Source organism: Roseibium sp. Sym1 (genome assembly GCF_027359675.1).
In the GTDB taxonomy this organism is placed as follows: domain Bacteria; phylum Pseudomonadota; class Alphaproteobacteria; order Rhizobiales; family Stappiaceae; genus Roseibium.
The window spans coordinates 2,447,405-2,459,801 of the sequence record NZ_CP114786.1; the positions used below are offsets into that span (position 1 = coordinate 2,447,405).

The 12,397-nt window shown below is 63.5% G+C and carries 12 protein-coding genes; 6 read left to right on the plus strand and 6 right to left on the minus strand.

What is annotated here, in order from left to right; translation table 11 throughout:
• The first annotated feature begins 54 nt into the window (after window positions 1-54).
• The 6 genes from O6760_RS11175 to O6760_RS11200 all read left to right on the plus strand — a co-directional run bounded on the left by O6760_RS11175 (window position 55) and on the right by O6760_RS11200 (window position 8,159).
• Window positions 55-2,244 (plus strand): efflux RND transporter periplasmic adaptor subunit, encoded by a 2,190-nt coding sequence (locus O6760_RS11175; RefSeq protein ID WP_269585445.1) that lies wholly within the window; start codon window positions 55-57, stop codon window positions 2,242-2,244.
• Entirely contained in the window at window positions 2,244-5,423 is a 3,180-nt protein-coding gene (locus tag O6760_RS11180; RefSeq protein ID WP_269585446.1) for an efflux RND transporter permease subunit, read from the plus strand. Before O6760_RS11175 ends, O6760_RS11180 begins: the two co-directional genes overlap by 1 nt.
• A 40-nt stretch (window positions 5,424-5,463) precedes the next feature.
• Window positions 5,464-5,805 carry a copper-binding protein gene (locus tag O6760_RS11185; RefSeq protein ID WP_269585447.1) on the plus strand — a complete coding sequence of 114 codons (342 nt, stop codon included), beginning with the start codon at window positions 5,464-5,466 and terminating at the stop codon, window positions 5,803-5,805.
• A 125-nt stretch (window positions 5,806-5,930) separates the two neighbouring features.
• Window positions 5,931-7,265 carry an MFS transporter gene (locus tag O6760_RS11190; RefSeq protein ID WP_269585448.1) on the plus strand — a complete coding sequence of 445 codons (1,335 nt, stop codon included), beginning with the start codon at window positions 5,931-5,933 and terminating at the stop codon, window positions 7,263-7,265.
• A complete protein-coding gene (locus O6760_RS11195; protein WP_269585449.1) occupies window positions 7,262-7,975 on the plus strand; it encodes a HoxN/HupN/NixA family nickel/cobalt transporter in 714 nt (237 codons plus the stop codon). Before O6760_RS11190 ends, O6760_RS11195 begins: the two co-directional genes overlap by 4 nt.
• Window positions 7,976-8,006: 31 nt before the next feature.
• Window positions 8,007-8,159, plus strand: a complete 153-nt coding sequence (locus O6760_RS11200) for a hypothetical protein (protein ID WP_269585450.1) — start codon at window positions 8,007-8,009, stop codon at window positions 8,157-8,159.
• Between the two features lie 201 nt (window positions 8,160-8,360).
• Here O6760_RS11200 and gfa read toward each other — a convergent pair whose 3' ends face one another.
• From gfa to O6760_RS11230, 6 genes are all read right to left on the minus strand, one after another.
• On the minus strand, window positions 8,361-8,930 hold the full coding sequence (gene gfa / locus O6760_RS11205; protein ID WP_269585451.1) for an S-(hydroxymethyl)glutathione synthase: 570 nt from the start codon (window positions 8,928-8,930) through the stop codon (window positions 8,361-8,363).
• 116 nt (window positions 8,931-9,046) lie between these two features.
• Complete coding sequence (locus O6760_RS11210) at window positions 9,047-9,841, minus strand: ABC transporter permease (RefSeq protein ID WP_269585452.1); 795 nt, start codon at window positions 9,839-9,841, stop codon at window positions 9,047-9,049.
• Window positions 9,838-10,569 (minus strand): ABC transporter ATP-binding protein, encoded by a 732-nt coding sequence (locus tag O6760_RS11215; RefSeq protein WP_269586254.1) that lies wholly within the window; start codon window positions 10,567-10,569, stop codon window positions 9,838-9,840. The genes O6760_RS11210 and O6760_RS11215 overlap by 4 nt, the downstream gene beginning before the upstream one ends.
• A 37-nt stretch (window positions 10,570-10,606) precedes the next feature.
• Window positions 10,607-11,038 carry a hypothetical protein gene (locus O6760_RS11220; RefSeq protein ID WP_269585453.1) on the minus strand — a complete coding sequence of 144 codons (432 nt, stop codon included), beginning with the start codon at window positions 11,036-11,038 and terminating at the stop codon, window positions 10,607-10,609.
• The gene (locus tag O6760_RS11225; RefSeq protein ID WP_269585454.1) at window positions 11,035-11,685 is read right to left on the minus strand and encodes an ABC transporter ATP-binding protein; all 651 of its coding nucleotides are present in this window, start codon (window positions 11,683-11,685) and stop codon (window positions 11,035-11,037) included. Before O6760_RS11225 ends, O6760_RS11220 begins: the two co-directional genes overlap by 4 nt.
• A complete protein-coding gene (locus tag O6760_RS11230; RefSeq protein ID WP_269586255.1) occupies window positions 11,682-12,374 on the minus strand; it encodes an ABC transporter permease in 693 nt (230 codons plus the stop codon). The genes O6760_RS11225 and O6760_RS11230 overlap by 4 nt, the downstream gene beginning before the upstream one ends.
• Window positions 12,375-12,397: the final 23 nt, after the last annotated feature.

Below are 12,397 nucleotides of genomic sequence, written 5' to 3' on the forward strand. Positions count from 1 at the left end.
ACTGGTTGATGGACATGCCATCGGCACCGTGCCGATGGCGACCCAGAGGTTTCCATGCGTGGTCGATATGCCGCGCTCAGCATCCTTGCCCTTGCCGCCGGTGCGGCAGGAGGGGTGTATCTCGAGCGCCTTTACCTGAATCCTGCCGATTCCGCTTCATCGGACGGTCCCGAAATCCTGTATTGGGTCGCTCCGATGGACCCGAACTTTCGCCAGCCCGGTCCCGGCAAATCGCCGATGGGCATGGACCTCATTCCGGTCTATGCGGGACAGGAACCCTCCGGTGATCCCGCCGAAGTGACCCTGTCCGCGGCAGAAATCAACGCTATCGGCGTTCGAACGGCGCTGGCCCGGATCGACGAGGTCTCGCAACAGATCGAGACCGTCGGCTTCGTGCGCTACGACGAACATCTGACAAGCCACGTGCACACCCGTGTTGACGGCTGGATCGAGACCCTCGATGTGCGGGCGGTCGGCGACCGCGTGACCAAGGGTGAAGTGCTGTTCGAACTGTTCTCTCCAGAATTCGGCGTGGCGGCTTTCGACTTTCTGAGATCCCTTGAAAACGGCAACGGGCTGTCCGTCGAGGCCGCCCGCAACAAGCTGCGCAGCCACGGGGCATCGGAAGCCCAGATTGCGGAGATCGAGGCAAGCGGAGAGGTCGCGCGGCGGATCAAGATCGAAGCCCCACGCGACGGTGTCGTCATCGCCATCAGCGCCGCCGAGGGCATGTTTCTTCAGCCCGGCACGCAAGCGATGTCGATCACCGATCTCGACCAGGTCTGGCTGATCGTCGATGTCTTTGAACGGGACATTGCACGCCTGAGCGAGGACATGCGCGCGGTTGCCCGCTTCGAGCACCTGCCGGGCCGGACCTTCGAGGGCGAGATCGACTACATCTATCCGGAACTCGACGCCCAAACACGCACGCTTCCGGTGCGACTCCGGTTCGACAATTCGGACGGGCTGCTGCGGCCCAACATGTTCGGCAATGTCAGCCTCGTCCCGAAGGAAACGCACACGGCCCTGACGGTGCCCACCGAAGCGGTCATTCGCACAGGGGCAGCGGAACGGGTCATCATCAAGGTCGACGAAGGCACCTTCAAGCCGCGTCTGATCACAACGGGGCTGCGCGACAATTTCGGCGAGGGTGGCCGCACCGAAGTCGCCCAGGGCCTGGCGCCGGGCGAGGAGGTCGTCGCTTCCGCCCAGTTTCTGATCGACAGCGAAAGCGCGCTCAATGCCGGCCTGATGCGTATGGCGCCGACCAACGAAGCTCCCGCGCGCGGCACAGGCGAGCTGATTGCCCTCAACCGCGAAACCCGCATGGCAACAATTCGTCACGAGGTTCTGGAGAGCCTGGACTGGCCGGCCATGACATCGCGATTTCCGGTGCAGGCAAGCGTTCCCCTTGAGAAGCTGAGCGAAGGTCAACAGGTTGTCTTCCGGGCCGCACGGGGCGCTGACGGCCTTCTTGGCCTGATCGAACTGGGCAGCGACGACGGCGTGGCTGCGACCGGCACCGGCATGGTGCTCGCGGTGACCGCCGACGGCAAGCTGACGCTGGACCATGGCCCGGTTCCGGATCTTGGCTGGCCCGCCATGCAGATGGACCTGGCCGTCGCCGGTCTGGATCCCGCGACGGTGCCGCTCGACGTTCCGGTCGAGTTCGACCTGTCGAAGGATGAAAGCGGCCTGTTTTCCATTGTCGCGGTCCGGCCGGCCGGAGGTGCTGAAGAGGCATCCCCGGAGCCCGTACCGGATGAACCGAAGGCAGCCGCGCCGATTGTCGTGTCGGGAACGATCGACTCCATCGATGTGCAGGCCGCCAGCGCAACCATCACCCATGGCCCCATCGCCGACATCGGCATGCCGGGCATGACCATGGCCTTTGCGGTCGACAAGGCGCTGGACCTCGAAACCTTGCCGGTCGGCATGGAAAGCTCCCTGACCTTCGAACGGCCGGACAGCATGACCATGGTGCTGGCAAAGGCGGAGCCGGTGGTACCGCCGATGGAAGTGCGCGGCACGATCAATGCGGTCGATACGGACGCGGGGACCGCGAACATCACGCATGGCCCAATGACCGAGATCGGCATGCCGGGCATGACGATGGATTTTCCAGTCGATCAGACACTCGGGACCTCCGATTTGCCCCTGAACCGCGAGATCACGCTGTTGCTCCGGCGCAATCCTGATTTTTCCATGACGCTGGTCGGAACGCGTCTTGAGGAGGGCATGTGATGATTGCCGCAATCATTCGCGCCTCCATAGCCAACCGGTTCATCATGCTGGCGCTTGCCGTCATGATCGCCGTCGCCGGTGTCTGGGCGGTCCGCGAAACGCCTGTCGACGCAATTCCGGACCTGTCCGACGTTCAGGTGATCGTGCGTACACCCTATCCGGGCCAGGCGCCGCAAGTGGTCGAGGACCAGATCACCTTCCCGATGGCCACCGCGATGCTGGCGGTTCCGGGTGCAAGCGACGTCCGGGGCTTTTCCTTCTTCGGGGACAGCTATGTCTATGTCGTCTTCGAGGACGGCACCGATCTCTACTGGGCCCGGACCCGCGTCCTGGAATACCTGGGACAGATCTCGGCGAACCTTCCCGAAGGCGTGTCGCCCCAGCTCGGACCGGACGCCACAGGTGTCGGCTGGATCTATCAATATGCCCTGATCGACCGGACCGGAAATCACGACCTGTCTCAGCTCAGGGCCCTGCAGGACTGGTTCCTGAAATACGAACTCCAGACCGTCGAGGGTGTTTCGGAAGTCGCCACCATCGGCGGCATGGTCAAGCAGTACCAAGTCGTGGTCGACCCGAACAAGCTGCGGGCCTATGACGTGACGCTTGCCCAGATCCGCAATGCCATCCAGGCGGCAAACCGGGAGACCGGGGGCAGCGTCATCGAGATGGGCGAAGCCGAGTTCATGGTGCGCTCCACCGGCTATGTCGACGAACTCGCCGATCTCGCCAAGGCGCCCCTGATGGTCAATGACCGCGGCGCCGCACTGACCCTCGGCGATGTCGCCGACATTCGCCTCGGACCGGAAATGCGCCGCGGCGTCGGTGAATTCGGCGGCGAAGGCGATGCGGTCGGCGGTGTGGTCATCCTGCGCTGGGGCGGCAATGCCCTGGCAACGATCAAGGCGGTCGAGGCCAGGATCGGTGAACTGCGCGCCAGTCTGCCCGAGGGCGTCGAGATCGTGACGACTTATGACCGCTCCGGCGTCATCGAACGGGCCATCGACAACCTCAAGGAAAAACTGACCGAAGAATTCATCGTGGTCGTTCTGGTCTGCGCGGCCTTCCTTTTGCACGTCCGGTCGTCGCTGGTCATCCTTCTGTCGTTGCCGCTTGGCATCGCGGCGGCCTTCATCGTCATGAAGCTGCAGGGCGTCAACGCCAACATCATGTCGCTGGGCGGGATCGCGATCGCAATCGGGGCGATGGTGGACGCGGCCATCGTGATGATCGAGGCGATGCACCGCCGCCTTGAACACGAAAAACTGACCCCTCAAAACCGTTGGCGCATAGTCGGCGAATGCGCCTCGGAAGTCGGTCCGGCGCTGTTCTTCTCGCTTGCGATCATCACTGTCAGTTTCCTGCCGGTCTTCGTTCTGGAGAGCCAGGAAGGCCGCCTTTTCAAGCCGCTGGCCTTCACCAAGACCTATGCCATGGCGGCGGCGGCGATCCTCTCGATCACCCTGGTTCCGGTGCTGATGGGCTATTTCGTGCGCGGCCGCATCCTGCCGGAAAGCCGGAACCCGCTGAACCGGATCGTCATCTGGGTCTACCGGCCGTTCCTGGACGCCGCCGTCGCCTGGCCCTGGGCGACAACGCTGCTGGCGGCAGCCCTGGTTGCTTCGCTGTGGTGGCCGCTTCAGCGGATCGGCACGGAGTTCATGCCGGAACTGAACGAAGGTGATTTCCTCTACATGCCGACGCTCTATCCCGGTGTCTCCATCGGCAAGGCGCGCGAGGTTCTCCAGCAGTCCGACCGCCTGATCGCCACCGTACCGGAGGTGCTGACCGTGCACGGCAAGCTGGGCCGCGCGGTGACCGCCACCGATCCGGCACCGCTGACGATGATCGAGACGACCATCCAGCTGAAACCGCAGGGCGACTGGCGTCCGGGCATGACCATGGACCGCATTCGGGACGAACTGGACAAGGCCGTCCGGATCCCGGGGGTCACCAATGTCTGGATCCAGCCGATCAAGAACCGGATCGACATGCTGGCGACGGGCATCAAGACGCCGGTCGGGGTCAAGATCACCGGCGCGGATCTTTCGGTCATCGAACAGGTGGGGATCGAAGTCGAGGCCGCCGTTTCCGGCATCCCGGGAACCGCGTCGGCCTATGCGGAACGGCCCGTCGGAGGACGCTTCGTCGAGATCGACGTCGACCGGGAAGCGGCCGCGCGGTTCATGATGAGCGTCCGTGACGTCCAGGACGTCGTGCAGACCGCGATCGGCGGCATGCAGGTGTCGGAATCCGTCGAGGGACTCGAACGTTTCCCGATCAACCTTCGTTATCCGCAGGAGTGGCGCAACAGTCCCGAACGCCTCAGGAACCTGCCGGTGGTGACGCCGTCGGGTGCCCATATCCCGCTCGGGGCACTGGCGGAGGTCAGCGTTGTGGACGGTCCTGGCATGATCCGGTCCGAGAACGCGCGCCGCACGGGTTTCGTCTTCATCGACATCGCCGGGCGCGATCTCGGCGGCTATGTCGAGGAAGCCCGCAAGGTGGTGGCGGAGATGGTTCAGTTGCCGCCCGGCTACTCGATCTCCTGGTCCGGTCAGTACGAATATATCGAACGCATGCAGGAGCGTCTGAAGCTTGTTGCGCCGGCAACGCTTCTGATTATCACCCTGATGCTGTTCATGGCGTTCAACCGGGTGATCGAGGTCGGCATCATCCTGGCCGCCCTTCCGGTCGCGCTGGCGGGGGGTGTCTGGTTCCTCTGGTACCTCGATTTCGACATGTCGGTCGCGGTCATTGTCGGGTTCATCGCGTTGGCCGGGGTCGCCGTCGAGACCGCCATCGTCATGCTGCTCTATCTCAACCTGGCCTGGGAGAAGCGCAAGAAGCTGGCCGCCGGCGAAGCCCGGAAAATGACCACGCTTGACGTCGAGGAGGTGGTCTTCGAAGGCGCGCTGCTGCGTGTCCGGCCCAAGGTGATGACGGTTGCCACGATCTTCGCCGGCCTGATCCCGATCATGTACGGGCAGGGGACCGGGTCCGAAATCATGCAGCGAATTGCAGCCCCGATGGTGGGCGGCATGGCGACGGCGACCCTTCTGACCTTGTTCGTCATTCCCTCGATTTTCGTCATCTGGAAGCGGCTCGCGCTTACCCGCGTGAACCGCGAACTCAGCGAAAGGACACCGGACATCGGAACGGCGCAGCCCGCCGAATGATCCCGTGGAACAGCAAGCACTCCAACGAAAGGAACCTGAAATGAAGACCCTCACTCTCGTAGCGTTTCTCTCCCTCGCCATGACGCCCGCGGCGCTGGCGCAGTCGTCGCATGGCATGGATCATTCCAACATGCCGATGTCCGATGAACAGATGGAGGGCGCGGTCCACGCCAGGGCCGTTGTCAACTCGATTGGTGACGGCACTGCCAATGTCAGCCACGACCCGATTCCCGAGATCGGCTGGCCGGCAATGACCATGGACCTGACCCTTCTGGACGGCGCTCAGATGATCGGCGACATCAAGGAAGGTGACACCGTGACCCTGATGCTGGTGAAAGACGACGACGGCATGTACGCGATCGGCGCGATGATGCCGAACTGAATTCGGTAAACGACATAGCTGCCCAGAATGCCGGTTCCGGGCAGCACCTTTATTGACGGAAAAGGAGTTGCTAGGGTCCTGCCCCCAGGACAGACCTTCGGATTCTTCAACAGTCTGGATGCTCAGTGATTTCCGTTCTTGCAAACCGGACCTACCGGCATCTCTTTTTCGCGCAGGTCATCGCCCTGTTCGGCACAGGCCTGATGACGGTCGCTCTTGCACTGCTTGCCTATGACCTTGCGGGTGACAACGCCGGCGCAGTGCTGGGAACGGCGCTTGCGATCAAGATGATCGTCTATGTCTTTCTCAGCCCGGTTGCCGCGGGGTTCGCGGGCAGGTTCCCGCGCCGGACCTTTCTGGTCATCCTCGACCTGGTCCGGGCCGGCACGGCGCTGGCCCTGCCGTTTGTCGACGCCGTCTGGCAGGTCTATGTCCTGATTGCCTTGCTGCAATCGGCGTCCGCCGCGTTCACGCCGACCTTCCAGGCGACCATTCCCGACATCCTGCCGGATGAGGAGGACTACACCAGCGCCCTGTCGCTTTCGCGGATGGCCTATGACCTGGAAAACCTGTTGAGCCCGATGATCGCGGCGCTTCTGATCGGGCTCGTGGGGTTCCAGTGGCTTTTCGGAGGAACCGTCGCCGGTTTCCTGGTCTCCGCGGCCCTTGTCCTGAGTGTCGCGCTTCCGGGCGTTCGCTCTTCGGGCACCGAAGCCCCGTTTCGCCGGACCCTGAAGGGACTGGCCATCTACCTGAAGACACCCCGTCTCAAGGGGCTGCTCGCGCTGAACCTGGCCGTTGCCGCGTCGGGTGCCACGGTGATCGTGAACGGTGTGGTGGTCGTGAAGTCGGTTCTCGGCCTGAGCGATACCGACCTGGCGCTGTCCATGGCGGCTTACGGTGCCGGTTCGATGCTGACCGCAATGCTGCTTCCCGGGGTTCTGAGAGCCCGACCCGACCGCACCATCATGCTCGCCGGAGCCGCGTTACTGCCTCTGTGTCTCCTGGTCTTCTCGGCAGCCATGATCCTTTTGCCGCGATCCGCGCTGTGGCCGATGGTGCTGGCAATCTGGTTCTTCATGGGAGCCGGCATGTCCGCTGTCCTCGTTCCGTCGGGCCGGCTGCTCAAGACCTCCGCTCATTCCGATGACAGGCCCCTGGTGTTTGCCGCGCAATTTGCCCTGTCCCACGGATGCTGGCTGATCGCCTATCCCCTGGCGGGGTGGATGGGCAGCACGGCCCCGCTCCCGGCAACGTCGGCCACGCTGGCGGTCCTGGCCATTGCCGGCGTTCTCGCGGCGGGCAGGTTCTGGCCGCAGGGCGACCGGAAGATCCTCGAACACGAACACCCGGACCTGCCGCCGGACCATCCGCACCTGGCCGAGGCGCACGGCAAACGCCACGCTCATGCCTTTGTCATCGACAGTCTGCATCCCTCCTGGCCGGACAGGCGCCCATGATGGACCTTCTTGTTGCCTGGCAGCGCTGGATCTACGACGGGGTGCGCGGGATGCTCCTGGAATTCAGCCAGTCCGGTGACGTCTGGCTGCTTGCGAGCATGGCTGCGACGGGGGTCCTGTTCGGCGCGATCCATGCCCTGACACCGGGCCATGGCAAGACCATTCTGGCAAGCTACCTTGCCGGGTCCCGAAGCGGGTTCATGCGCGCGCTCTCCGTATCGACCCTCCTGGCGGCGACCCATGTCCTGACCGCGGTCCTGATCGCCTTTTTCGCGGCCCATCTGATGGAGCGGTCTTTCGTCGGAGGAGGACGCGCGCCTGCGCTCGAGACATTGAGCCGGGTGCTGCTGGCCGGCATCGGTGCGTGGTTGCTTTTCCGTGCCCTGAAGGCTCCTTCCCACCGCGATCATGGCGAGGGTTTCGGGGTGGCCCTGACCGCGGGTCTGGTGCCCTGTCCGCTCACCCTGTTCGTTGTTGTTGCGGCGTTGTCCCGCGGTGTGCCCCTGGCCGGACTGATGTTCGCGGCTTCGATGCTTGCGGGCATCGCCCTGACGCTCGGGCTTGTCGCGGTGCTGGCCGTTGCGGGAAGGCGCGCGTTCCTGTCGGTTGCCGAGCGAAGAGGAACGGCGATTACCGGTCTCTCCCGCGGGCTCGACGCTCTGGCCGGGTTTCTCATCATCCTGTTCGCCGGTCTCGATCTGTTGCGATAGGAGGGGCGCAAGGCGTCAGTAAACGGCGATCATGGTCTTGAAGGACGGTGCCTGGGTAACCGGGATCGGCCCCTTCGACACCGGTGACCGGGTCACCTTCCATGTTTCGGCGACCGACAATACCGGCCGCAGGGTGATCACACCTGACCAGCGTTTCCTGGTTCAGGCGCTCGCGACGGATTGAGTGGCCCGACGGTTTCATGCTGCCGCAACCACACATCAAGAAAGCCCGCTCGGTTGAAACGAGCGGGCTTGTTGGCGTTCTGTCGTCACCCTCGACTCTTGTCCAGCCAGCTTGGCAGGCGCCGGCGGTCAGAGCGCGAAAGCCGCATGTTCCGGCCGGTGAACAGGCCATCCCGGGACGGTGCAGCCCGGCCGGAAGCCCTCAGGCTGCGAGGACGCCGCTCTGCTTGGCGACATGGGTCGCGATCGCGTCCATGAGGGGCGGTGAAAGCGAGTCATACGGATGGAGCCCCAGTTCCTCCAGCCGCTGCCGGATTTCGGGCATCTTGTCGGGGCTGACGCCGCTTTCAATGACCGAGGACACGAAGGCGGCGAATTCGGGTGGGGACCAGCCCTCGTCGTCGCTGAGTTCCGTGTGAACGAAATCGAGGCCATAGAAGGGATGCCCGGTGTTCTCGATACGGCCGAACATGTGCACACCGCAGTCCTTGCAGGCGTGGCGCTGGATGGCGGCGTTCGGGTCGACCACCTGAAGCTTGTCCTCGCCGGAGGTGACCTTCACGCTGTTGCGGTCGACAACGGCGATCTGGGAAAAGATCGCGCCGGCGGGTTTCCAGCATTTCGTGCAGCCGCAAGCGTGATTGTGAGCCGTCTGGGATCCGACCTCGACGGTGACGGGATCGCTGGCGCAGTGGCATTTCAATGTTCCGCCCGTAAAGCCGGGTTTGGCCGGCGGAAAGCCATTGTCTATGGCAGGGTGCAATTTGATCATTACGGTTCCTCCACTTTGCCGGTGGCCGTATGCCTTTGACCGGCTTTTTCAAGCATCCAGACAAAGCAGGACATAGGCAATACAGCGGAAAGTCGCGGTTTTGGGCCTCCCGCAACCTATCCGCCCTTGCGGCGCATCATCATCCGCCCCGGGTCGTATCCCCAGAAGGAACCGAGCAGGCAGACGAAGAAAGTGACGGCGACCCAGGCGAGCGCGGTGAGGTTGGCCTGTTCGTAAAGGGCAAACCGGATCAGCTCGACGGCATGGGTAAACGGGTTGACGGCGCATATGTCGCGCAGCAGGGCCGAACTTTCCTGCATCTTCCACAAGGGGTAGAGCGCGGAGGAGAGGAAGAACATCGGAAAGATGATGAAATTCATCACCCCGGCGAAATTCTCGAGCTGGCGGATCGTCGAGGAAACCAGAAGACCGAGCGCGCCGAGCATCAGACCCGAAACGATCAGTGCCGGCAGGACATAGAGATAACCGGCGGCGGGCATCTTAATCCCGAAGAGGGCCGCCAGCAGCAGAAAGACGTAGACCTGCAGCAGTGAAACCGCGGTCCCGGCCAGCAGCTTGCAGAACAGCAGCCAGCCCCGGGGCAGGGGACTGGTCAGCAACAACCGCATCGACCCCATTTCCCGGTCATAGACCAGCGACAGGGAAGACTGCATGGCGTTGAAAAGCTGGATCATGCCGCACAGTCCCGGCACGATATAGACCTCGTAGGTGATGTAGGTCTGGTACGGCGGGATGATGGAGAGGCCCAGGGCGGCGCGGAACCCGGCGGCGAACACCACCAGCCAGACCATCGGACGCACCAGGGCGGCGAAGAAGCGGCTGCGCTGATTGAGAAAGCGCCAGGCCTCGCGCATCACGATGGCCCGCATGGCGACCAGATACGGCGTCATCCGATGACCTCTTGCTGTCCGGGAGCGCCGCTGGTGAGCGTGGTGAAGGCGTCGGCCAGCGTTCCGTCCCGGGCCAGCTCCCCGGCGGTTTCATGGGCCAGCACCTTGCCCCTGTGCAGGATGACGACATCGTCGGCCGGGCGGATTTCGTCGACGAGATGGGTTGCCCAGAAGACCAGGAGCCCGCTGTCGGCCAGGTCATGGGCATGGCTGGTGATTGCCGTGCGGCTCGCGGTGTCGAGACCGACGGTCGGCTCGTCGAGGAGAAGGATGTCCGGTTCGTGGATCAGCGCCCGGGCTATTTCCATCCGGCGCCGGTGCCCGCCATTCAAATCGCGAACCTTTTCACGCGCGCGCTCGCGCATGTCGAGCCGGTCCAGGACCGCGTCGATCCGCCGTTTCACGGGAGCTCCGGACAGGCCCTGCAGCGCCGCGAAATAGGACAGGTTCCACGAAACGGACATGTCGAGGTCCAGTGTCGGCTGCTGGAAGACGACGCCGAGCCGGGCGAGCGCCTTGCGTGGTTCGCGGGCAAGGTCGTACCCGGCGATCCGGATGCTGCCCTCGGTGCAGACCAGGAGACGGGTCAGCAGGCTGAACAATGTCGATTTGCCCGCTCCATTCGGGCCGAGCAGCGCGCAAAAGCGCCCCGCATCCAGCTGGATGCTCACCTTGTCGAGGGCCTTTTTCGCACCGTAGCTGTAGCTGACATCGCGCACCGAGAACATGTCCGCAGCAGCGCGTGTCGGGTTTTCGACCACCGTCTTATTCAATGATGATATCCACGCGCTGGCTTTCGCCGGTGCTTCCGGGCTGACGCAGGAAATAGCGTCCCGGCTTGATTGCCAGAAATTCGATCTCCATCGTTCCGGCGTCGTCGAACTCGACGCTTTCCAGGCCGAAGGGGCGGATCTCAAGTCCGTTCACCACCACTTCGTTGACCCAGATTGCCCGGAAGAAACCGGAACCTTCAAGGGCGAGTTCGGCGCTGCCGTCGGATACGATCTCGATCTCGTAGACCGTTCCCGACTTGAGCAAAAGCGGGCCCTCCGCGATCGGTTTGCCGGAGGACAGCGTGAGTTCCGGCAGTTCTTCCCTGTTGGATTTGGAGAGAATACCCGCAAAACCCAACTCGTGAGCGGCGGCGGGACCTGCAAGGATTGCAGCGGCCAGTGTACAGATGAGTGTTTTCTTCATTTAACTTCCTCCCGTTGAAACAGCGGCCGCACCACGTTGAGTGGCGTGTCCGTGTCGGAAACAATGGTTGCGGGGCTACCCGCGAACTCCAGAACGCGGTCGGCCAGCTGTCGCGCCTCGTCCCGTTCATGGGTAACGAACAGGGTTGCCGGTCGCACATCCTTCAGTAGATCCCGGGTCAGGGCAATCATCTGCGCCGCGGTTTTCTCGTCAAGCGAGGCGAACGGTTCGTCGAGGATGAGCAGCTCCGGCCGGCCCGCGAAGGCCCTGGCCAGGGCGAGGCGCCGCTGCTGGCCGAGGGAGAGCTGCCCGGGATACATCTCGGCCTTCTCGATCAATCCGACCCTGGCCAGGCTCTCCAGGGCCTGCTGGCGCGACAGGGCGGGATGCACGAGCAACAGGTTGTCGAGGGCATTGCGCCAGGGCAGGAGCGTCGGTTCCTGAAAGACAAAGGCCAGGGAGGCGGGACGCTCTATGGCGCCGGAGTAATCCGGGTCGATGCCGGCAACCAGGCGCAGCAGCGTCGATTTGCCGATGCCGGACCGGCCGAGAATGGCAAGGGTTTCTCCAGGCGCGAGGGTGAATTTCACATCCTTCAGGACTTGCGTCTTGCCGAAAGCCTTGGACTTGACGTCGACCCGGATCATGCGTGCCTCCAGGCGGTGACGCGCCGCTCGGCCGGCTGTAGCAGCAGCCACTCCACCAGCAGCATGAAGCCGATGAAACTGAGCGAGTAGACCAGCACCATCGTGACGTCGAACAGCTGGAAATAGAGGTGGATCTGGAAGCCTATGCCGTTTGACCGGCCGAGGAATTCCACCACGAGCACGATCTTCCAGATGACGGCAATCCCCGACCGCGCGGCCCCGGTGATGAAGGGTGCCAGCTGTGGCAGGATCACGTGCCGCAGATAGACGGATCGCCGCATGCGGTAGACCTGTGCCATGGCCTTCAGTTCGGGATTGAGCGCCCTGGCGCCTTCGCGGATGATCGTCGTCACATTCGGGATCTTGTTCAGCGTGACCGCGACGATTGCGGCGGTCTCGTTGAGTCCGATCCAGAGGTAGCACAGCACGATCAGAACGAGGGCGGGCAGGTTGAGAAACACCACCAGCCACGGGTCCAGCCAGCGGTCGATGGCAGGCCTGGTTCCCATGACAAGCCCGAGCACCAGGCCGATGCCCATCGCCAGGACGAACGCCGCTATGACCCTCAGAACCGTGATGCCCAGGCTGGAAAGCAGGTCTCCCGACGCCAGTTCGGACAGGAACGGCTCCACGAGACCTTGCGGCGGCGGCAGAACGCTCGGGTCGCCGGCCAACCTTGCCAGAAGCATCCAGGCCAGCAGAAAGGCGGCCA

Bases quoted from the DNA above. Each gene is read 5' to 3' on its own strand.
- O6760_RS11180 (WP_269585446.1), top strand. From the start codon at position 2,244: ATGATTGCCGCAATCATTCGCGCCTCCATAGCCAACCGGTTCATCATG.
- gfa (WP_269585451.1), bottom strand. From the start codon at position 8,930: ATGATCAAATTGCACCCTGCCATAGACAATGGCTTTCCGCCGGCCAAA.
- O6760_RS11210 (WP_269585452.1), bottom strand. From the start codon at position 9,841: ATGACGCCGTATCTGGTCGCCATGCGGGCCATCGTGATGCGCGAGGCC.
- O6760_RS11185 (WP_269585447.1), top strand. From the start codon at position 5,464: ATGAAGACCCTCACTCTCGTAGCGTTTCTCTCCCTCGCCATGACGCCC.
- O6760_RS11175 (WP_269585445.1), top strand. From the start codon at position 55: ATGCGTGGTCGATATGCCGCGCTCAGCATCCTTGCCCTTGCCGCCGGT.
- O6760_RS11230 (WP_269586255.1), bottom strand. From the start codon at position 12,374: ATGCTTCTGGCAAGGTTGGCCGGCGACCCGAGCGTTCTGCCGCCGCCG.
- O6760_RS11195 (WP_269585449.1), top strand. From the start codon at position 7,262: ATGATGGACCTTCTTGTTGCCTGGCAGCGCTGGATCTACGACGGGGTG.
- O6760_RS11225 (WP_269585454.1), bottom strand. From the start codon at position 11,685: ATGATCCGGGTCGACGTCAAGTCCAAGGCTTTCGGCAAGACGCAAGTC.
- O6760_RS11215 (WP_269586254.1), bottom strand. From the start codon at position 10,569: ATGTTCTCGGTGCGCGATGTCAGCTACAGCTACGGTGCGAAAAAGGCC.
- O6760_RS11220 (WP_269585453.1), bottom strand. From the start codon at position 11,038: ATGAAGAAAACACTCATCTGTACACTGGCCGCTGCAATCCTTGCAGGT.
- O6760_RS11200 (WP_269585450.1), top strand. From the start codon at position 8,007: ATGGTCTTGAAGGACGGTGCCTGGGTAACCGGGATCGGCCCCTTCGAC.